Source organism: Halorubrum sp. B52, from assembly GCF_059752555.1.
On record NZ_MWTG01000007.1, the window covers coordinates 1 to 21,076 of the forward strand.

18 protein-coding genes are annotated in these 21,076 nt (G+C 69.8%); 8 read left to right on the forward strand and 10 right to left on the reverse strand.

Annotation, left to right across the window (positions count from 1 at the left end; all coding sequences use genetic code 11):
• The first annotated feature begins 249 nt into the window (after nt 1-249).
• On the forward strand, nt 250-1,140 hold the full coding sequence (locus tag B4V04_RS01525) for a hypothetical protein (RefSeq protein WP_498228574.1): 891 nt from the start codon (nt 250-252) through the stop codon (nt 1,138-1,140).
• Nucleotides 1,141-1,184: 44 nt separating this feature from the next.
• On the opposite strand, the gene B4V04_RS01530 is transcribed toward B4V04_RS01525, so the two are convergent.
• The gene (locus tag B4V04_RS01530) at nt 1,185-1,481 is read right to left on the reverse strand and encodes a DUF8124 family protein (RefSeq protein WP_498228575.1); all 297 of its coding nucleotides are present in this window, start codon (nt 1,479-1,481) and stop codon (nt 1,185-1,187) included.
• Nucleotides 1,482-1,588: 107 nt separating this feature from the next.
• On the opposite strand from B4V04_RS01530, the gene B4V04_RS01535 reads away from it, so the two are divergent.
• Nucleotides 1,589-2,476: a DMT family transporter gene (locus tag B4V04_RS01535; protein WP_498228577.1), complete on the forward strand. Its 888-nt coding sequence runs from the start codon at nt 1,589-1,591 to the stop codon at nt 2,474-2,476.
• A 16-nt stretch (nt 2,477-2,492) separates the two neighbouring features.
• On the opposite strand, the gene B4V04_RS01540 is transcribed toward B4V04_RS01535, so the two are convergent.
• A complete protein-coding gene (locus B4V04_RS01540; RefSeq protein WP_498228579.1) occupies nt 2,493-2,990 on the reverse strand; it encodes an SRPBCC family protein in 498 nt (165 codons plus the stop codon).
• 166 nt (nt 2,991-3,156) lie between these two features.
• Between B4V04_RS01540 and B4V04_RS01545 the strand changes: the two genes are divergently transcribed.
• Nucleotides 3,157-4,083, forward strand: a complete 927-nt coding sequence (locus tag B4V04_RS01545; RefSeq protein WP_498228580.1) for a DNA-3-methyladenine glycosylase family protein — start codon at nt 3,157-3,159, stop codon at nt 4,081-4,083.
• Between the two features lie 88 nt (nt 4,084-4,171).
• Complete coding sequence (locus B4V04_RS01550; RefSeq protein WP_498228581.1) at nt 4,172-4,558, forward strand: DUF555 domain-containing protein; 387 nt, start codon at nt 4,172-4,174, stop codon at nt 4,556-4,558.
• A gap of 171 nt (nt 4,559-4,729) precedes the next feature.
• On the opposite strand, the gene B4V04_RS01555 is transcribed toward B4V04_RS01550, so the two are convergent.
• From B4V04_RS01555 to B4V04_RS01575, 5 genes are all read right to left on the reverse strand, one after another.
• Nucleotides 4,730-4,963: a UPF0058 family protein gene (locus tag B4V04_RS01555; RefSeq protein WP_094522443.1), complete on the reverse strand. Its 234-nt coding sequence runs from the start codon at nt 4,961-4,963 to the stop codon at nt 4,730-4,732.
• Nucleotides 4,964-5,231: 268 nt separating this feature from the next.
• Nucleotides 5,232-5,411, reverse strand: a complete 180-nt coding sequence (locus tag B4V04_RS01560) for a DUF7836 family putative zinc-binding protein (RefSeq protein WP_144798558.1) — start codon at nt 5,409-5,411, stop codon at nt 5,232-5,234.
• A gap of 107 nt (nt 5,412-5,518) precedes the next feature.
• Nucleotides 5,519-6,523: a transcription initiation factor IIB gene (locus tag B4V04_RS01565; RefSeq protein WP_144798559.1), complete on the reverse strand. Its 1,005-nt coding sequence runs from the start codon at nt 6,521-6,523 to the stop codon at nt 5,519-5,521.
• Nucleotides 6,524-6,818: 295 nt separating this feature from the next.
• Complete coding sequence (locus B4V04_RS01570) at nt 6,819-7,775, reverse strand: mechanosensitive ion channel family protein (RefSeq protein ID WP_498228584.1); 957 nt, start codon at nt 7,773-7,775, stop codon at nt 6,819-6,821.
• Between the two features lie 76 nt (nt 7,776-7,851).
• Nucleotides 7,852-9,120, reverse strand: coding sequence for a Zn-dependent hydrolase (locus B4V04_RS01575; protein ID WP_498228586.1), 1,269 nt, complete (start codon nt 9,118-9,120; stop codon nt 7,852-7,854).
• Between the two features lie 159 nt (nt 9,121-9,279).
• Between B4V04_RS01575 and B4V04_RS01580 the strand changes: the two genes are divergently transcribed.
• Nucleotides 9,280-9,492, forward strand: a complete 213-nt coding sequence (locus tag B4V04_RS01580) for a PLDc N-terminal domain-containing protein (protein WP_144798562.1) — start codon at nt 9,280-9,282, stop codon at nt 9,490-9,492.
• Between the two features lie 4 nt (nt 9,493-9,496).
• On the opposite strand, the gene B4V04_RS01585 is transcribed toward B4V04_RS01580, so the two are convergent.
• From B4V04_RS01585 to malA, 3 genes are all read right to left on the reverse strand, one after another.
• On the reverse strand, nt 9,497-10,528 hold the full coding sequence (locus tag B4V04_RS01585; protein ID WP_498228587.1) for a sodium:calcium antiporter: 1,032 nt from the start codon (nt 10,526-10,528) through the stop codon (nt 9,497-9,499).
• Nucleotides 10,529-10,532: 4 nt separating this feature from the next.
• Nucleotides 10,533-12,023, reverse strand: coding sequence for a 4-alpha-glucanotransferase (gene malQ / locus B4V04_RS01590; RefSeq protein ID WP_498228589.1), 1,491 nt, complete (start codon nt 12,021-12,023; stop codon nt 10,533-10,535).
• 121 nt (nt 12,024-12,144) lie between these two features.
• A complete protein-coding gene (gene malA, locus B4V04_RS01595) occupies nt 12,145-14,244 on the reverse strand; it encodes an alpha-amylase MalA (RefSeq protein WP_498228591.1) in 2,100 nt (699 codons plus the stop codon).
• Nucleotides 14,245-14,355: 111 nt separating this feature from the next.
• Between malA and B4V04_RS01600 the strand changes: the two genes are divergently transcribed.
• From B4V04_RS01600 to B4V04_RS01610, 3 genes are all read left to right on the forward strand, one after another.
• Entirely contained in the window at nt 14,356-19,098 is a 4,743-nt protein-coding gene (locus B4V04_RS01600) for a DUF7997 domain-containing protein (protein WP_498228593.1), read from the forward strand.
• 339 nt (nt 19,099-19,437) lie between these two features.
• Nucleotides 19,438-20,247, forward strand: a complete 810-nt coding sequence (locus tag B4V04_RS01605) for a helix-turn-helix transcriptional regulator (RefSeq protein ID WP_498228595.1) — start codon at nt 19,438-19,440, stop codon at nt 20,245-20,247.
• 223 nt (nt 20,248-20,470) lie between these two features.
• Entirely contained in the window at nt 20,471-21,076 is a 606-nt protein-coding gene (locus B4V04_RS01610; protein WP_144799916.1) for an OsmC family protein, read from the forward strand.

The window sequence follows — 21,076 nt, forward strand, 5'->3', positions numbered from 1 at the left end:
GGAACCGCGGTTCGCCGCCTGCCCATTCATCCGGGGCGATTGCCCCACCCGTTTTCAATCGACGCCGAGCGCGAGCCAGCGGGACGCGCTCCTCGCACCACCGCACCCGACAAGTACAGTACGGGACCGCGTCACGTCGACAGCACGATCTCACGTCGCGTCGCCGCTCGGCTGCCCCGCGCCCGAATTTCAATATTGAGATGTCTACCCATAAGTTTATCAATTTTGTCGATGAAGCTAACGTCATAGATGGCCGTTCCGACGGATCCCGACCACGACGTCACGGTGCGGCTGTCCGCGACGGGACAGCCGCCGGTCCGTGACGGTGTGCCGCCGGACCGGCTGATCTCCGTGCTGTTCGGAACCGGACTCGAGGAGTGGCGGCGCGGATGGCGCAGTTCGCCCGGATCGGGACCGTCTCGTGAGGCGATCGTTTCCGCGAGCGACACCACTCGGGGATCGACGGCGACGACGCAGGTCGTTCCGGGGCGGCGGCTCGCGTACACGATGCTCGACGCGTCCGCGTCACTCGATCGCGTGATGGACGCCGTGTCGACGTACGTCGACGACTTTGAGGGGGAAGCGCCCGCCGTCGTCATAGACGACATCGCTCCGGTGGTAACCGACCGAGGCGTCGCTTCGACTCGGTCGTTCGTGACGGAGCTGCGCGGGCTGTCGGGCGTTGCCGACGTGATCGTCGGGTGTTCGTACCGCCCCGAAGTGGCCGCGGACGTCCGATCGATATTCGATCCGACCGGCGACGTGGGGAGCGTCGACCACCCCGTCGCGGGAGCGCTGGACCGACTACACCGCGACGATCCGACGACGTTCGGCTACGTGCGCCGTCACTGGGCGGAGGCGCGTGACGGGATAGAGCGCTGTACGCGGAACTACCCCCAGTCGCGGCAGGTGCACGCCGCCCTCTCCGACCCGGAGACGACGCCGCGGACGCTCGGCGCGACGCTGTCCGGCCTCGTGCGACTCGGCGTGCTCGACACCTGGGGGGAGACCGTCGGCTCGACGCGGTACGACCTCACCGCGTACGACCCCGACCGGATGTGGGTCGTCGGAGCCGTCCTGGCGGCGTCGGCGGAGGAGACGGACTCGGACGGCGGGCCGGAGACCGTCGGCGACGACTGAGCCGTCGGTGGCTCGGTCGGTCTCGTGGCGTTCACCCGTCCGATTCACTCCGTCCCGTCGCCCGGCGCTGCCCCCGGAGGATTGAGCTCGTGTGACACGACGGTGCCGTCCGGTTCGAGCGTGACCGTGCCGAGCGTGACGGTCGTCCCCGTCTCGAACCGTTCGGCGATGGTCTCGAGGACGGCCTGCTGATCGAGCAGGTCCCAGACGGTCTCGGCGACCAGCGACTGGAACGCCTCGGGGTCGGTCCACCCGGAGTCGACGTCCGACGGGACGTGAACGACGAACTGGAGCTCCTCCTCGGTGAGGTGAACGCCCACGCCGAACGTGTCTGCGCACATGCGCCGACGTTCGGACCGGAGTCGCAAATCTCCGTCGGCGCGTCCCGGACGCGCCGCTTCGTCCCGAAACCGGTAAGCGACGGGGGCCGGAACCGACTGACGACTCGATGTCGACCGATCCCCGCGTCCCGCCGGCGGCCGCCCTCGCCACCGCGGTGGTCGCGGTGAGCGCCGGGGCGATCCTCGTCAGGCTCAGCGAGGCGCCGAGCTCGGTTGCCGCGTTCTACCGGGTGTTGTTCACGACGCTGCCGCTGCTCCCGGTCGCGCTCTGGCGGTACCGGACCGAGTTCACACGGATCGGGCGCCGCGACCTCGCGTTCGCGACGCTGTCGGGCGTCGCGCTCGCGCTCCACTTCGCCGCCTGGTTCGAGAGCCTGGAGTGGACGAGCGTCGCGGCGAGCGTCACGCTCGTCCAGGCGCAGCCGGTGTTCGTCGCGCTCGGCGCGTGGCTGCTCCTCCGAGAGCGCGTGACGCGCCGAATGGCCGTCGGCATCGCGGTCGCGGTCGCGGGGATGGTCGCGATGTCCGTCGGCGACCTCCTCGGCGGGGTGCTCGTTGGACCGCGACCGCTCTACGGAAACGGCCTGGCGCTGTTCGGCGCGGTGACGGCGGCCGGCTACGTCCTCGCCGGTCGGTCGCTCCGGCAGCGCGTCTCGCTCGTCCCGTACGTGGTCGTCGTCTACGGGGTCTGTACCGCCTCGCTCCTCGCCCTCGTCCTCGCGGAAGGGCACCCGCTGGCCGGGTATCCGTCGCGCGAGTGGGCGATCTTCGCGGGGCTGGCACTCGGCCCGGGCCTGCTCGGACACACCGTCCTCAACTGGGCGCTCGCGCACGTCGAGTCGAGCGTGGCGTCCGTGTCGCTGCTCGGCGAACCGGTCGGAGCGACGCTGCTCGCGTTCCTCCTCCTGTCCGAGGCGCCGACGCCAGTCACGCTCGCCGGCGGCGCCGTCGTCCTCGCCGGGATCGCGCTGACGTCCACGGGCGCGTCGAGCTGACGTCGGAGTCGATCCGTTACGCCTCGAACCGCTCGATCGTCCGCCGGTGTCGGTCGCGGAACATCCCCTCGAACCCGACCTTCGCGAACGGCCCGGCGAGGTCGCCGAGCGGCCCGAGCGGGAGCCGGTACGAGACGGTGTCGACGAGGAGGGTCTCCTCGCCGTCGTCGTAGAAGGCGTGCGTGTGCTCCCAGCGTCGGAAGGGGCCGCCGACCATGTCGTCGACGAAGCGCGCGCTCCCCTCGACCGAGGCGTCGCCGTCGGGCTCCCGCTCCACGATCCGGGAGACCCACCGCTGTCTGGGTCCGACGCCGAACGGCCGCATCGACATCCGGATCCGCGACCCCTCGGCGAGCACTTCCGGGTCCGGCTCCCCGTCCGGTCCCTCGACGCCGCCGATGCGGAGGTTCATCCACTCCGGCGTGAGCGCGCGGAGGCCGTCGATCGTGGAGTGAAACGCCCACACCTCGTCGATGGGCGCGGGCACGCGCGTCGTCCGGCGGTACGTCGGCATACCCTCGCTACGTGGCGACCGGGCAAAAACCCCGCTTCGCCCGTGGGGGTTGCCGGCGATTCGCCCGCGGTGTCGTCGACGCCGAACCCCGACACCGATAGCGCGACGTCGCGAGCCTCGGCCGGTACCGAAATCCGAATACCGCTGCGACCCCCTCGGATCGGTAATGGAACGAGGCGCGATAGATATCGCGGAGTTGGCCGGTCCGTTCGACCTGCAGGCGACCGTCGAGAGCGGCCAGAGCTACCTCTGGAACCGCGCCGACGGCGACACCTACGCGGACCTCCACGCGCACGGCGGCGACGAGTGGTACGAGACGGTCGTCTCACCGATTCCCGGCGTCGTCGATGAGCGCGTCCCCCTGCGGGTCAGACACGAGGGCGGCGTCCACGACGGGACGCTCTACTGGGAGTCGGCGACCGACGCCGTCCCGCTGCTCGAACACCTGTTCCGGCTCGACGACGACCTCGACGCGATCCTCGACGCGACCCCGGACCTCCCCCTGCTCAAACGAGCGTACGACGCGTACGAGGGGATGCGACTCACCCGCGACCCGGTCTTCCCGTGTCTGATCTCTTTTATCTGCTCGGCGCAGATGCGCGTCGCGCGGATCCACGGGATGCAGCGACGCCTCCGGGAGACGTACGGCGACGTCGTCGAGCTCGGCGGCGCGGAGTACCACGCGTTCCCGACGCCCGAGCGGCTCGCCGCACGGACAGAGGACGACCTGCGCGACCTCTCTTTGGGGTACCGCGCGCCCTACGTCAGGCGGACGGCCGAGATGGTCGCGTCGGGCGAGGCTGACCCGCTTACGGCCGTGGACCTCCCGTACGAGGAGGCGCGCGAGTCGCTGACGCGGTTCGTCGGCGTCGGCGACAAGGTCGCCGACTGCGTGCTGCTGTTCTCGCTGGGCTTCCTGGAGGCGGTGCCGCTCGACACCTGGATCCGGACGACGATCGAGGAGTACTACCCCGACTGCGAGCGCGGGAACTACGCCGAGACGTCGCGGGCGATCCGCGAACGCTTCGGCGGCGAGTACGCCGGTTACGCCCAGACGTACGTGTTCTACTACCTCCGGGCGGGCGGCGAGTGAGTCGGGACGGTCGCGGGCGGCCGTCGTTTCGGCGCTTCGACCTGTCGGCCGAAGTTTCATATTGGATCGTGTGGTAGGTGGTACCGTGATGGACTGCCGAGTCGTCGTGGAGGCCGCCGTCCCGGTGTACGACGTTGGGACCGCCGACGAAGCCGTCCGGATCGCGATATCGAAGACCGGCGAGATGCTGAATCCGGACCTCAGCTACGTCGAGATCGACACCGGGAGCCGCACGTCGCCCGCGGGCGAGGAGCTACCGCCGGCCTTCGTCGCCGCCGACGAGGCGCTCGTCGCTCTCGAACTCCACATGGACGTGTTCAACGTCGAACGCGCCGAACACGCCAGTCGGGTCGCGCGCAAGGAGATCGGCCAGCGCCTCCGGAACATCCCCCTGAAGGTGCTCGACGTCGAGGTGATCGAAGCGGACGACGAGGACCAGGCCGAGTCGGACTCGCCTCCGGACGACGGACCGTAGCGCCCCGGCGGCTCCCAGCGAAACCGACTGGATCGGAGCGAGCCGAAGGCTCTGTCGTGTCGACGGATCTCGTACGGATGAACGGCTCCACCGGGATCGACCGCGCGAGAGACGAGCGCGAGTACGGCTTGCGCTAGAGGGGCGAGGAACGACGGGAAGCGGAACGAAATCTCAGTCTGCGGTCGGGGCCAGCGGCTCCGATTCGGACTCTTCCATCGGCTCCGTGATCCCCTCGGTCAGCTTAAAAACGGCCGCTTTGTGGTCGGTCTTCGACTTGTGAATCGATGTCGGCTTGACGCCCAGTTCTTCGTAGGCTTCGAGGTCGATGTCCTCGTTCCAGAACTCGCACTGTTTTCGTACCTCCGCGAGAAGGCCGTGAAGATGGATGAGCTCCTGCTTCTTCATGAGTAACAGCCCCTTGCTACCGGAGGTTTATATTATTATCTTGAGTCACGTTACCAAGGGACTTTGCGTATTCGCCCTCTAGGAGGCGTAGACGGGTATTTTCGGGTTATCGATCGGGAAGGTTCTGCCGACCGACGCTCGTCGATCGGACTCCGAGACGCGACGCTGTCGCGCCGGGAAGTCGGTTCACCGGTCTCGGGCGCGGCGGTCCGCCCAGAGCGACGATCCGCCGAGGAGATCCCGCGGACGCGAACGCAGCCGCAGCGATTTACTGGAACTGCTTGACCGCCTCGAGGTCGCGCTCGGTCCGCATGAACTCCGTCAGCCGGCGGGTCGCGTGACATTCGGGACAGCTGAAGTTCGAGCGGAGGTTCTGGAGATCAGCGGGGTTGTCCTGCCACTCCTTGGTGCACTCCGGACAGACGAGTCTGACGAACGCATCCACCATGGCCGGTCGTACACGCGGCCGGGTTAAAAACGTACGTGGCGAGAGCGATTCGAAGGCGCTCGGACGCGGGATAAAATGACAGGAAGAGAACCGTTCGGACGGCCGTGTCAGGGAGCCAACCCCTCGCTCGCCTCGAGGAGCTCCTTGTACCGGTTCCGGATGGTGACCTCGCTGATGTCGGCCACGTCCGACACCTGGCTCTGCGTCACCTTCTCGTTCGAGAGGAGCGCCGCCGCGTACACCGCGGAGGCGGCGAGCCCGACCGGGGACTTCCCGCTCGTGATGCCGCTCTCCTTCGCGCCGTCGAGGAGCTCGCGGGCCAGCCGCTGCGTCTCCTCGGAGAGCTCCAGGCGAGAGACGAACCGCGGGACGTAGCTCTCGGGGTCGGCCGGCTGGACGCGCAGCCCGAGCTCGCGGATGACGTAGCGGTACGTCCGCGTGAGCTCCATCTTGTCGACGCGGGAAACGGCGGTGAACTCGTCTAAGCTCCGCGGGTTCCCCACCTGTCGGGCGGCCGCGTACAGGGACGCTGTCGCGACCCCCTCGATCGAGCGGCCGGGCAGGAGGTTCTCGCTCAGCGCGCGGCGGTAGATGACGGAGGCGGTCTCGCGGACGTTGTCCGGGAGGCCGAGCGCCGAGGCCATCCGATCGATCTCGCCGAGCGCCTGTTTGAGATTGCGCTCTTTCGAGTCGCGGGTGCGGAACCGCTCGTTCCAGGTGCGGAGCCGCTGCATCTTCTGGCGCTGTCGGCTCGACAGCGACTTCCCGTAGGCGTCTTTGTCCTGCCAGCCGATGTTCGTCGAGAGCCCCTTGTCGTGCATCATGTTCGTCGTCGGAGCGCCGACGCGCGACTTGCTGTCTCGCTCGCCGGAGTTGAACGCGCGCCACTCCGGCCCGCGGTCCACCGAGTCCTGCTCGACGACCAGCCCGCAGTCGTCGCACACCGTCTCGCCGTGCTCCGTGTCGGTGACGAGGCTCCCGCCGCACTCGGGACAGGTCGTCGTCCGCTCCGCCGCCGTCGACTCCGACTCGTCGGTCTCCGTCGTCCGATCCCGGCTCGTTCGCTCTCGCTCCGTTTCTCCGCCGTAATCGCGCGTACGTGTTTCTGTCATGGGTTCTCTCCGATCGAACTCCCGACTGAAATACTGGTGCCGGGCGAGCCGATTCGTTAACCAATAGTAAGTAGTCAGAGCATATAAATGCTGCGCGAGTCGAGTTAGCATACGTCTCGGCGAATCGGCTCGATAGTCGCGATAACGACCGTTTACGGCGCTTCGAACTCTCGGCGTGATCGACGACGCGACAACGAACCGAAACTTCCCGGTATATAAATCATGTTGGATCCGCGGGTCGCTGTCGGTCGGTGCCGCCGGCGACCGCGTCATCGGTCGCCGATATCGCCGTCCGCTACCGGTTCCGACTCACCGGGAACGCCACTCGGTCGGGCGCGTCGTTGAAGCGGTCGAGGATCCGCTCGTACAGCCGGTTCTTCACGCGCTGTCCGCGGCGCGGATGCGTGAGGTACCGGACGCGGAGCTCCACCCACGACTCGCCCTGCGTCACGTTCACCGTCGGCTTGTCGTACACCTCCAGCTCCACGGGCGTCTCGGCGAGCGCCTCGCGGTACGCCGCGATGCCGGCGGCCATCTCGTCGCCGACCAGGTCGCTCGCCTCCTCGGCCATAACCTCTCGCGCGAAGTCGAGGTCGGTCTCGTAGGCGACCTGCACGCCCACCTCGTTCCACACGTACGGGGAGCCGCCCCCGCCGAAGTTGACGACGTTCGAGGAGAGCACGACGCTGTTGGGCACCGTCACCACCCGCCCCGACGGCTGGTTCGTCGTGACCAGCTCGCCGTTGATCTCCCACAGCGTCGTCACGAGGAAGTCGACGCCGATCACGTCCCCCTTCGCGTCGTCGATCCGGACCCGGTCGCCGATTCCGTAGGGCTGTTTCACGGTGATATACACCCACGCGATCAGCGAGAGGAGCGGCTGCTGGAGCGCGAACGTGACCGCGAAGCCGATGACCCCGAGCGAGAATAAAAGCCCGAGCCAGTTCTCGGTCAGCACCGCCAGCGTCGCGATCGTCCCCACGAAACCGAAGACGAGCCGCAGGAGGTTGCGCGTGTTGTACGCGCGCCGCTTGTTCGCCGACCGCATCAGGACGCCGACCGCGAAGCGGTACGACCCGTACAGCAGCGCCCCCACGGCGACGACGAGCAGCGCCCGCCCGACGACGAGCGTCGCGGGGTAGCCGACCAGGTCGGGCCAGCCGCCGAGGGCGTCCGTCGTCCCCACGAGCGTGCCGGCGACGGCGGCGACGACGCCGAGGGCGACGGCGGCGAGCGCGAGTGGACGTCTCACGCTCGCCGGTCGCGGCCGACCGGCAAAACGGTTGTGACGTCCGGTCGTCCGATCCGACCGCGACGCTCCGGACCGGTCACTCCCCGCCGACCGCGACCCGTGCCAGCGCGCCCGCGAGCACCTCTGTCGCGGCCGCGCAGTCCGCCCAGTCGGTCCACTCGCGGGGGTTGTGCGAGATCCCGTCCCGCGAGGGCGCGAACAGCAGGGAGGCGTCGGTGACGCGGGCGACGCGCATCGCGTCGTGCACCGCGCCGGAGTGGAGGTCGATCGCGGTCCGGCCGGCGTCGGCCGCGGCGGCGTGTGCGGCCTCCCGGAGCCGCTCGCTCATCGGCGTCGGCGCCACGTCGAAGGGGCGCTCGAGCGACGTCTCGACGCCCCGCTCGCGCTCCAACCGGGCGAGCGAGTCGCGCGCGGCCGAGACGATACTCTCCATCGACTCGGCCTCGACGTCGCGCACGTCCACTCCGGCGTCGACGCGGCCCGGAACGACGTTCGTCGCGTTCGGCGAGACGGTGAGCGACCCGACGGTGCCGACCGCGGAGGCGCTCGACTCGTCGACGACCGCGTTCGCGGCCGACTCCACGTCGAGGACGAACTCGCTCGCGGCCGCGAGCGCGTCGGTCCGGTCCCCCATCGCGGTCGCGCCCGCGTGGTTCGCCTCGCCCTCGATCGCCACCTCGCAGTGGGTAATCCCGGTGATCGTCGTCACGACGCCGGCGTCCGCGCCCGCATCCTCCAGAACGGTGTCCTGCTCGACGTGGAGCTCGTAGAAGGCCGCCCACCTCGCGGGGTCGATCGCGTCGTCGCCGCGGTAGCCGATCCGGTCGAGCGCCTCGCCCAGCGTCTCTCCGTCGTCGCTCTCGGACGCGAGGGCCTCGTCGAGGGTCGTCTCGCCGGTCGCCACGCTCGACCCGAGGAGCCCGTTGCCGAACGTGGACCCCTCCTCCTCGGTGAAGCTGACGACGCCGACCGGCCGATCGGGCTCGACGCCCGCAGCCTGCATCGCCCGCACCGCCTCCAGCGCGGCGTACACCCCGAGCGGGCCGTCGAAGATCCCGCCTTCGGGGACGCTGTCGAGGTGACTCCCGCTCACGGCTGGGGCCGCCGCCGGGTCCGCCGACTCCGGTGTCCACGTGCCGAGGATATTTCCGACCTCGTCGACGGCGACGTCGAGGCCGGTCGCCTCCATCCGTTCCACGAGCCGGTTGCGGGCGGCGGCGTTCGCCTCGCTCCCGGTCCGGTTCGTCCGCCCGCGCTTCTCCGGATCGTCGTACTCCACGCGTCCGAACGCCGCGTTCGCCTCTAGGTCCGCGCGGAGGCGGTCGGCGTCGACTGGCAGGTCCATGCGCGGATCGGAGCGCCGACGGACCAAAACGGTTCGTGGTCGGGGCGGGGCCGAGGGCGACGCCGCCATCGCGGCCGGAGCCGGGGCCGAGGGCGACGATTTCGGGGCAGCGATCCGAGCCCCAAAGACACTTATTACGCCCCCGAGTGCGTTCGACCGATGTCCCCGATACTGCTGCAGGAGGCCCTGGCCGGCGGGATCGCCTTCCTGTTCGGTCTGCTGGTGCTGCTCGTACAGCTCGCCATCATCGTCTGGATCTACTCGGACGCGAAGCAGCGCAGCGACCAGCCCGCGTTCCTGTGGGCCATCGTCGCCTTCCTCGCGCCGCTGCTCGGCCTCGTCCTCTACTTCATCATCGGTCGGAACCGGTAGGCGCTCACACGCCCCGCAAGAGGCTCGTCGCTCCGACAGTTTCTGCGACCACCCACGCCACGAACAGCAGGTACGCCGCGAGCAGGACGTACGACTCGCGGCTCGTGAGCGACAGGTCCGTCCGGAGCGCCGCGAACAGAAGCACCGTCGCCAGCGTGAGCACGCCGAACATCGGCACGGCCGTCGAGAAGTTCACCTCGACGCGGCCGACGATGAGCACCCCGAGCGGGATGGCGACGAGGAGGTCGAACGTGTTCGAGCCGAGCACGTTCCCGAGGCTTGTCGCGCCGCGCCCCTCCTCCGCCGTCCGGAGGCTCACTAGGGTGTCGGGGAGGCTCGTCGCCGCCGCGACGATCGTGACGCCCGCGAGGAACTCCGGGATGCCGAACGTCGCGCCGAGCGACTCCACCGACGCGACCAGCCGTTCGACGGTCACCACGATGACGAGCAGCCCGGCCGCGAGCTTCCCCCACTCCCGGCCGACGTCGATCCCCTCGCGGACCGTCTCCACGCCGGCGTCGCCGACGTCCTGGTACTGGATGAACAGGTAGAGCCCGTACAGCGTCAGCGGGATAAGCGCCAGCGGTCGGGTCAGTTCGCCCGCGATCGCCTCCGAAGGGACCGGGACGTAGATGACCCCGAGCGAGAACGTCACGACGAGCGCCGCGACGGCGATCATGTAGAACTGCGCCTCCTTGTACACGATCGTCCGGCTGGACTCCAGCGGGCCCTCCGCGTTGAGCCCCGCCAACGCGGGGATGACGAGCACGTTGAAGATGGCGGAGCCGACGAGTGCGCCCACGCCCATGTCGAAGACGCCGACGAGCGCGGTGACGAGCACGCTCACCAGCTCCGGGAAGCTCGACCCGACGGCGACGACGATCGATCCCTGCACCACGGCCGGCAGCCCGTAGTACGCGGAGAGCGTCTGGGCCGCCTCCTCGAGCCACCCGCTGCCGACCCAGATGGCGGCGGTCGCCCCGGCGATCACCGCGACGTGAACGAGCGGCGAACTGGGGATGATGCTCCCGAGCACCGCGCTACCGGATGTGCCGTCCGGCGAGCTCCCACAGCCGGTCGGCGATCTCGTCGTCGAGCTGGTCCCGAGTGACGCGCCACTCCCAGTTACCGTCGATCGTCCCCGGCTCGTTGAACCGCGACTCGCTGCCGAGCCCGAGCAGGTCCTGCATCGTCGTCACGGCGAGCACCGCCTCGGAGCTCCACACCTCGTCGATGACCTCCCACTCGGGCGCGCGGTCGCCGTCGGCGCCGACGTTGTACCTGAAGCAGTCGCGCTGGCGCTCGGGGAGGTCCTCGAAGTAGCCGACCCACGTGTCCGTGTCGTGGGTGGACGTGTAGCCGACGACGCCCTCGGGGTAGTGCATCGGCTGGTACGGGTTCCCCTCCTGACACCAGTCGGCGTACTGCGGGACGCGCATCCCCGGGAAGCCGAACTCGGCCATCAGCTCGTTCATCGCCGGCTCCTCGAAGCCGAGGTCCTCGGCGATGAACGGCGCCTGCCCCAGTTCGCGCTCCACCGTCTCGAACAGGTCGCGGCCCGGCCCCTCCCGCCACTCGCCGGCGGCCGGGTCGTCGCGGTCGGCCGGGATCGCCCAGTACTTCGCGAACCCGAGGAAGTGGTCGAGCCGCGCCACGTCGGCGAGCTCGAACAGGCGCCGGAACCGGGCGATCCACCAGTCGTACTCTCGCTCGGCGAGCCGCTCCCAGTCGTAGACGGGGTTCCCCCAGCGCTGCCCGTCGTCGCCCGGGTTCGGCGGGACGCCCGCGACCTCGGTCGGGCGGTTCCCCTCGTCGAGCCGGAACGCCTCCGGGTTCGCCCACACGTCGGCCGAGTCGAGCGCGACGTAGATCGGCACGTCGCCGACGATCGAGACGCCCTCCTCGGCCGCGACCGCGCGGAGGTCGCGCCACTGCCGGTCGAACGTCCACTGCACGAACTCCCGGAACCGGACCTCGGTCGCGTGCTCCTCGCGGGCGTCGGCGAGCGCCTCGGGGTCGCGGGTGCGGAGCGGCTCCGGCCACTCGACCCACGTCCCCTCGGGGCGCGCCTCGGCGAGCGCCCGGAACAGCGCGTAGTCGTCGAGCCAGGGCTCGCGCTCGCGGAAGGCGTCGAGGTCGGCCTCGGCCTCGGGCGCGTCCGCGGCGTCGAACCGCTCGAAGGCGTCGCGCAACAGCGGGAGCTTGTACTCGCGGACCGCGCCGTAGTCGACCCGGTCGTCGGGGAAGTCGGGGACCGGTTCGAGGTCGGCCTCGTCGAGCCGGCCGTCGGCGACGAGCCCGTCGAGGTCGATCAGGAGGGGGTTGCCGGCGAACGCCGACGGCGACTGGTACGGCGACTCCCCGGCGCCGTGTATCGTCGGCCCGAGCGGGCAGATCTGCCAGTGGTCGACGTCGGCGTCGCCGAGGAACGAGAGGAACGCCTCCGCGCCGTCACCGAGGTCGCCGATCCCGTGTCGTCCCGGCAGCGAGGTGACGTGGCAGAACACGCCGTCGGAGCGGTCGAATCGCATGCGTCCCCCTGCGACCCCCACCGACTCAAGCGTTGCGTCCGTGTCACTATCGCGGGCGGCGCCCCGGACCGACGCTCGAGTCAGGATCGACGCAGAAGTCAGGATCGACCCCGCCCGACGCTCACTCCCGCTCCCGGACGACCGCGACCTCGTCGACGCGGATCCGCTCGGTCCCCTCGCCGTCGACGACGACACAGGAGTCGCCGGTGACTAGATCGCGGCCCGCGTGGTCGGCGTCGACCGCGACGCTCGCCGGCTCCGGGGCGAAGTTGAGGACGACGATCAGCGACTCCGCGTCGTCGCGCCGGCGGAACGCCACCACGTCGTCGGGGTGGACGTCCCCGCTGGCGACGATCGGTCGCTCGTCGAGGTCGCCGCTGGCGACGTGGTACCCCACCCGTTCGAGGTCGCCGTCGGAGCCGAGCGCCGGATGGTCCTCTCGGGTCGCGATCAGGCGCTCGTAGCGTTCGCGGACCGGTTCGCGCGCGTGGTCCCACGCGATCGCGTCGCGGCGGCCGCGCTGCCCGATCTCCTGGCCGGCGTACACCATCGGCACGCCGGGAAGCGTGAACGTCGCGGCGCCGGCGGCGGCCGCGGCGGCGTCCCCGCACTCGACGCGGTAGCGCGTCTCGTCGTGGTTCTCGATGTACTGGAGGAAGCCGGCGTGGTCGGGGAAGCCGATCTCCGCGCGCTGGTCGACCGCGTCGAGCACCGACGCGGCGGGCTCGGCGCCGCGGCCGACCTGCCGGAGCTGGAAGTACAGCGTCGCGTCGAAGTGGACGTCGAACATCCCCTCGTGGAAGCCGGGGATGTACGGGATCGTCTCGTCCATCAGCAGGAACTCGCGGTCCTTCGCTTTCACCCGGTCGCGGAGCTCGCGCCAGAACGAGTCGGGCACGGCCCACGCCATGTCGCAGCGGAACCCGTCCACGAGCGGCGCCCACTCGTCGATCACGTTGAGCAGGAACCGCCGCACGTCGAGGTTCGCGTGGTTCAGGTTCGCGATCAGCTCCCAGTCGAAGTACGTCCCCGGCTCGCCCGACTCTTGCCACTCGAAGCGGTCGCGGTACGGCGACTCCGGGTTCCGATAGGCGTCTCTGAACCACTCGTGGTCGCGCGCGGTGTGGTTGGCGACGAAGTCGAACAGCACCCGCATCCCGTTGTCGTGGGCGGCCTCCACGAGCGCCTCGTAGTCGTCGCGGTCGCCGAGGTCCTCGGCCACGTCGAAGAAGTCGACGATGTTGTAGCCGTGGGGCTTCCCGTCGTGCTGGAGGACGGGGGTGAGCCACAGCGTGTCGACGCCGAGGTCGGCGATCTCCGGGATCCGCGCTTCGATCTCCGCGAACGCCTCGCCCTCGTCGGCGTCGGCGAACGTCCGGACGTACACCTCGTAGACGGTCGCGTCGCTCGTCCACTCGGGCGGCTGGTTGAGCCGCACGGTCTCGAAGGCGGGCCCGTCGGCGCCGGTCACGGCCGTCGGGTCCGGGTCGTTCGACTCGTCCGCGTCGGGGAGCGCCCCCTGACCGGCCCGCTCGACCGCGACCGCGTCGGCGACGCTCACCCGCTGTTCGCGCCCCGGCTCTCGCGCGACGGCGACCCCGTGGACGCGGAGCCGGTCCGGCACGGCGTCGGTCGGGACCCGGAGGGCGCGCCCGTCGTCGGTCGTCCGGGCCGCGTCCCGCGGGTCGCGTCGTCCCTCCGCGAGCGCGCGCTCGACGTCGCGGTCGTCGACGACGAAGGCGACGGCTAGGTCGGCCGCGTCGAGGGCGGACTCGGGGTTCGGCGCTGGCGTCGCCCGGACGACGACCTCGCTGCTCTCGCCTCCGTCGTTCCCTTCCTCGACGGTCGCGTCGAGCCGGACGCGCGGCTTTCCGACGCCCTCGTGGGCGCGCTCGGCGCCGTAGTCGATCTCGGCGCGGTCCGGGTCGCGGTCGCGGATCGCCGTGCCGCTGCCGCCGGTGACGTCGACGCCCTCGTAGCTCGCTGCGAACGCGCGGATCGTCAGGAGGTGGTCGCCGTCGGGCGCGTCGAGGCCGAGGCGGTAGCGTCCGGGAACGTCCGGCGTGAACTCCGTCACCGATTCGTCGCCGACCGTCGCCTCGCTGTCCGGCGGCGCGTCGGCGACGCGCCACTCGTAGCTCGCCGTCGGGTCCGGATCCCGCGGCGCGAGCTGCGTCGTCTCCCCGGTCGAGAGGAATCGGGGGGGTCCAGGGTGGTGCATGGGACACTCATCAACGCCCGGGGTCTTCGGTGTTGCTCTTCGCTCGATCGCGTCGGGCCGACGGCTCGCCTCGTTCGTCAAGGCTTTTACTCAGGGAATCGCAGGGAAACTATGCGACTGCGTACCGCTCTCACGGAGCACGAACGTCGGCGCGGCGAGCGCTATCCGGCGGAGCGTCCCACGACCGCCGGCGCGTTCACGGGCGACGACGGCCGTCTGGTCCACGTCGGACCCGACGGCACCGTCCACGACTGTTCGTACTCCCTGTCGGGAGTCGGCGGGGCCGACCGGCTCCGAATGGGGATCACGGCCGGCCGCGGCGTCCGCTGGTTCGACGATCTCACCACGACGCGTCAACACTACGACGGCGACACCCCGCTCGTCGAGACCGAGTACGACGCGGGGCGGTACACGATCCACCAGTTCGACCTCGTCGTGAGCGACACCCACCTCACCCACGTCGAACTGCGCGGCGCGCCGCCGGCGGGCGCCGAGCTCGTGGCCGCCTGCGCGTTCTCGCCCGACATGGTCGAGGGCCGCGTCGGGAACCTCGTCCACCAGGAGGCGGGGCCGGCCGACGGGAGCGTCGTCGAGGTGTACCACCGCTCCGAGCACGACTTCCTCACTGCGTCGACGGGGCTCTCGGCGGCGCACGGCCAGCGGCTCCGCACGATCACGGAGCTGCTGGGCGAGGACGAGAACGGGTTCCCCCACCGCGGGGAGATCGACCAGCGCGAGGACTCGCGGCTCACTCCCGACGTCGTCGTCCGCGCGCCGTTCGAGCGAGACGGCCGGACCGAGCGCGTCACGCTGGCGAGCCGCGCGGTCGTGGACCGGCAGGAGACCCGAGACACCGGAGAGGACGCGATGGACGCGCTCTCCGACGGCCCCGACCGCCAGCGGCGGATCGAGGAGCTCTCGCGGATCGCGACCGCCTATCCCGACGCGGACGACCTCCGCGAGGCGGCGTCGGGCCGGGGGCCGACGGTCCCCGAGGACGTCCCGCGACGCGGCGTGATCGCGAGCGACCTCCGCGCGCTCGACCTGCTGACGGCCGAGTCCGGCGCCCGGATCGCCGCCCCCGAGTTCGACCCCTTCTACACGACCACCGGCGGCTACGGCTACACCTGGTTCCGGGACGAGGCGGAGACCGCGACAGCGCTTTTGAGCGCGAGCGAGGAGATCGGTCTCGACGCCGACGAGGAGCTGCTCGCGACGGCCGCCTTCTTCTGCCGCACGCAGGACGCCGACGGCTCGTGGCCCCACCGCGTCTGGGCCGACTCCGGCAAGGTCGCCCCCGGATGGGCGAACGCCCGGATCGAGGGCGCGAACGGCACCGCCGGGCCGAACGACCAGCTCGACCAGCCCGCGTCCGTGGTCGCGTTCCTCGCCCGCCTCCGCCGGACGACCGACCTCCCCGAGGAGTGGCGCGAGCGGATCGACGCAACGATCGCCGACGCGGTCGCCTTCCTCCGCGAGACGACCGAGGACGACGGGCTCCCTCGCCGCTGTCAGAACTGCTGGGAGAACGCGCTCGGACGGTTCACCCACACCGGCGCGACGTACCTCCGCGCGTTCGCCGCGGTCGCCCGCGCCCCGGTCGACGACGAGACGCGCGTCGCGGCGGCCGCGGCGGCCGACGAGGCGCTCGCCGGGCTCGACGACCGCTGGAACCCCGACACCGAACGGTTCCCGCAGCGCGCGAGCGCTGGGAGCCGCGACGACCGAGCGGACGCCAGCACGTTCGCGCTCGCGGGCGCGACCGCAGAGTACGCGGCGCTGCGCGAGGAGCGCGCGGGGGTCGACGGCGCGGTCACCGACGGCTCCGGCGCGGCGGTCGCGACGGCCGACTTCGAGCTGTTCCTCGACCGCGTGGCGACCCACGTCCGGAACTCGGTCGAGGCGCTCCGCCGAGAGACGGCCGACGTCGAGGGGCTCGTCAGGTTCACCGGCGACGACTGGCGCACCGCCGAGCAGGGCGCCGCGAAGGTGTGGTCGATCGCGACGCTGTGGGGCGCGACGGCCGCCGCCGGGCTCGGCGGGCTGATCCGCGAGCGCGACGGTGAGGTCGACGGCGACGACGCCGACGAGCTGTTCGGCGCGGCCCGCGAACTGTACGCGCTCTGCGAGCCCGACGGCCACTTCGTCAACGACGCCGGGCTGTTCGCCGAGCAGGCGTTCGACGACGGCGACCTCGACAGCGCGACGCCGATCGGCTGGTCGCACGCGCTCCGGATCGAGGCGACGGTGACGCTCGCGAAGCACGGCGCGCTCCCGGTCCCGCACGACCGACCGACCGGGCCGGACGAGGCGCCCCACTGGACGACGGGACGGAAGTTCGGCGTCGGCACGCCCGCCGACCACGAGACCGACGACCCGGTCCCGGTCTGGTTCACGCTGACCGAGGGCGCGCTCACCGAGGCGCGGTTCCCGCGGATCGACGTGATGAACGTCCGGACGTTCGACTTCCTCGTCGCCGACCCGGAAACGGGCCACACCGTCCGGACGTTCGACGAGACGAGCCACGTCACCACGACGGAGACGGTGGAGCGGACGACGGAGCCGACGGTCGGCGACGCGCTGGCGTACACGCAGACGATCCGGGAGACCGGCGACGGCCACGGCCACGAGTGGACGCTCACCGTCGAGTACGCGGTCGACACGGACGGCGACGCGGTCCTCGCCGACGTCGACTTCGAGGGCGAGCGGGAGTACGACGTGTACGCCCTCGTCGACACGACGATCACGAACGTCGGCACCAACGACCGGGGCGACCGCGTGGCGGGCGCCGACGGCTACCACCTGCTCGCCCGCAACGACGACGCGGCCGAGCGGAACACGGGCAAGCTCGTCGACGACGACGGCGACTCCTTCGAGGTCGCGCTCGCGCTCGCCAGCGACGACCGGTTCGAGTGGGCCAGCGTCCTCGCGGCCGGCGGCGAGGAGGCCGACGCCCTGTTCGGCGACGGCGAGCGCGGCGACGGCGCCGCGGAGGCGACCGGCAACGTCGTGCTCGCCGGCCTCGTCGGGAGCGGGACCGCGGTCTCCGACACGGTCGCGCTCGGATTCGCCGAGAACGCGGACACCGCGGCCGCGCTCGGCGAGGCCCGCGGCGCCATCTCGCGCGGCTTCGACGACGTCTCCGCCTCGTACGTCGAGACGTGGCGCGACTGGCTCTCCGACCGGGAGTTCCCGGACTCGGTGACCGGCGACGCGGACTTGGAGGCGCAGTACCGCTTCGCGCTGATGACCCTCGCGGCCGTGGAGGACAAGCGCCACGACGGCGCGGGGATCGCCAGCCCGTCGGTGCCGTGGGGCGAGACGGAGTACGCCGCCGAGGACCGCGGCTACGGCTACAACTTCGTCTGGTCGCGCGACCTCTACCAGGTGTTCACGGCGCTGATCGAGGTCGGCGAGGTCGAGCGCGGCGCGAACGCGCTCGCGTACCTCTACAACACCCAGCAGGACGCGGACGGCTTCCTCCCGCAGAACACCTACATCGACGGGCGCACCCGGTGGGGCGGCGAGCAGATGGACAACATCGCGTTCCCGTCGGTGATGGCGTGGCAGCTGTACGAGCACGGATTCGGTCCCACCGAAGCCGACTACAGCTACGACCAGGTCCGGCGCTCGCTCGGCTACATCGCCGAGAACGGCCCGGAGACGGCACAGGAGCGCTGGGAGGAGGAGGCCGGATTCTCGCCGTCGAGCATCGCCGCCGAGATCGCCGGGCTCGTCTGCGGCGCCGCGCTCGCGCTCGCGGAGGCCGACCGGATCGAGTCGGACGGCGGCGCGGTCGGGTCGGGCGGCGGTCACGCTCCGGAGGAACTTCGCGCCGACGCCCTCGCGTGGCTCGGGCTCGCGGACGACTGGGCCGCGCGCGTCGAGGAGTGGTGCGCGACGTCGACCGGGACCGAGCGCCACGCCGAGACGCCGTACTACCTCCGGATCACCGCCGACGGCGACCCGGAGTCCGGACGGCCGCGGACGATCGCCAACGACGGGCCGACGTACGACGAGCGGGAGATCGTCGACGGCGGCTTCCTCGAGCTCGTCCGGCTCGGCGTGAAGCCGGCCGACGACGAGACGGTCCGGAACTCCGTCTCCGTCGTCGACGACTCGATCCGCGTCGACACGCCGTACGGCCCCGCGTGGTACCGCTACGTCGGCGACGCCTACGGCGAGATCGCCGCCGGCGACCCGGGCGCGCCGTGGGCCGGCACCGGCGACGGTCGCGGGCGCCTGTGGCCGATCTTCACCGGCGAGCGCGGCGAGTACGAGCTCCGCGCCCGCGCCGACGGCCCGGACGCCTTCGGCGGCACCGACGAGGACGATCTCGAGCCCGACGCCCTCTTGGAGACGATGGCCGGCTTCGGCAACTCCGGGCGGATGCTCCCCGAGCAGGTGTGGGACCGCGAGCACCCGACCGACTACGGCTGGGAGTTCGGCGAGGGCACCGGGGGGGCGACCCCCCTCGCGTGGTCGATGGCCGGCTTCATCCGGCTCGCGCACGGCGTCGACGCCGGCGAGCCGGTCGAGACGCCGACCGCCGTCCGCGAGCGCTACGTCGAGCGCGACCGGCCCGCGGGTCCCGACCTCACCGCCGCCGTCGAGTACGCGGGCGGGGACCTGGTGGTCTCCGGCGAGACCGACGGCGACGCGGTCGCGGTGTACGCCGCCGACGGCTCCACGCTGGCGACTACCGACGATGGCGAGTACGAGGTCCGGCTGGACGCCGACCTCGAGGCCGACACGGTGGTCGTTGCGGCGGCGACCGCCGACGGCGACGACGCGGACGCGGCGCTCGCCGACTTCGGTGACGCCGGCACGTCGGTCGAGCGGTTGCGGCTGTAAGCGGTTCGCGGTTTTTATCGTTCCGTTGAAATCCTCGACAGATGACGGGAGTTAGGAGCCGTGCTGAACAGAGAGGCGCTTATCGATCGCAAATACGCGTCGCAGATATGTTTAACCGAATCGGTTCGTTCAGATGATTTGCGTACCGCTGAAGGGGTTTATAACGATCTATGACGATACCCTGCTGTATGGGTTGGAAGAATCTTTCTGGCACTTTATCCGAGGATTCTCCAAGAGATAGAGAGCTCGGTGACAGTCACACACCCTCCGTATCCCGTTAGATGTAGTCGCCACACCCCCGAAGCGAATGATTATTATCGTACCTCGGCTATGTATGGTATGAATTCACTTGCCAGTGACTCGCCGATCGCCGACATCGGGTACCTCTCTCGATCCGAACATCGCATCCCGATGCTCGTTGCGCTGACGGAGCGTCCCCGGAGTCGCTCCGAACTCTGTGAGCTGACTGAGATGTCGTCGTCGACGGTCCGACGAACGTTAAGCGAATTCGAAGACCGCGCTTGGGTTCGAAAGGACGGGTACAAGTATGTGGCAACGCGGTTGGGAGAGGCCATCGCGACCGGGATGGAGGATCTGATCGAACTTTTCGAAACCGAGCGGAAGCTGCGTGACATCTGGCACTGGCTTCCAGACGAGATGGTTGAAGTCCCGATCGAGACATGGGGTGAGACGACTGTCACACTTTCGGAGCCCGATTCACCCTACCGTCCCGTGAACCGATTCAAGTCGCTTCTCAGGCAGACGAACGAGGTCCGCTATCTCCGACCAGAGGTTGCCTTGATGGAGCCCTGCTTCGACGTGCTCCTCTCGTTGGTCGACGCCAGTGTAGACATAACGTTAGTCGACCGACCGAGCTGTCACGCATACTTCATCACGACGTATCCCGAGCGCAGTTTAGAGATGGAAAAACGAGACAATTTCACGATTCTCGAGCATGACGAACTCCCCAAATGCGGAATTGGCCTGCTGGAAACCCGAGTTACCATCAGCTGTTACGAGCAGGACAGCGGGTCAGTCCAGGCACTGATCGACACCGACGTTCCGGCTATCCGCGAGTGGGCAGAATCGACGTATGCGTCCTTCGAGACCGATGCGCGACCGGTCACCCCCGAAGCCTACATGGAGTGACGTTCCCGGTCGCGTGAGCGCGATGTCCATCCGGTCGCTCAGTGCCTCCTCTTCTACTTCGCAGGACGGACCGGTCTGGCATCGGTTTCTCGGCGGAGTTCAGTGAGCACCTGTTGCCGCGTGTGCAGTCGCTGAAAGAATGGCAGGGCCTGCCGAAATCGCACGAGATAGCTACAACGTCTCAGGGGTCGTCGTGTCGCTTGTCGGGAGGTACAACGAAACAATGACTGACGACCGGCAACTCATGCACGGGATCGACCTCGAAACACTCGAAGGATTCGCCGAACACGCGGCCGAGAATCCCGAAGCCGTTCAGCTCGGCCTCGGGGCGGCCGCGACCTACGAGGGGACGGCCGCGCACAGCCTGGCAAAGATCGATAGCTACGACCTCGGCGGCGAGACAGTCGCTCGCGAGACGCGTGAATACACCGTCCCGTACGGCGCCTGGAAGGAGGTACTGGACGCCGGTGGGTGGGTCGGCGCGACCGATCGAATCGAACCCATCGAAGCGGCGCTGTCTGCGCTCGCCGCCTGTATCAACGTCGGCATCACGATCAACGCCGCCGCGAACGGCGTCGACATCGACCGTCTTCGGACGCGCGTCGGGACGGACTTCGATCCGGCGGTCCTCTTTAGTCTCGCTGAACTCAAGGAGGCCGACTCGGTGTACGAGAATCTGACCGCGGAGGTCGAAATTGACGGGGAAGACATCGACGACGACCTGATCGATGAGTGGGCGCGACGAGCACCCGTCTACACGCTGTTATCACTCGCTCAAGACATCCAGCTACACATCAAAACCCCCGCCGAAGCGACGGGAGACGACTGA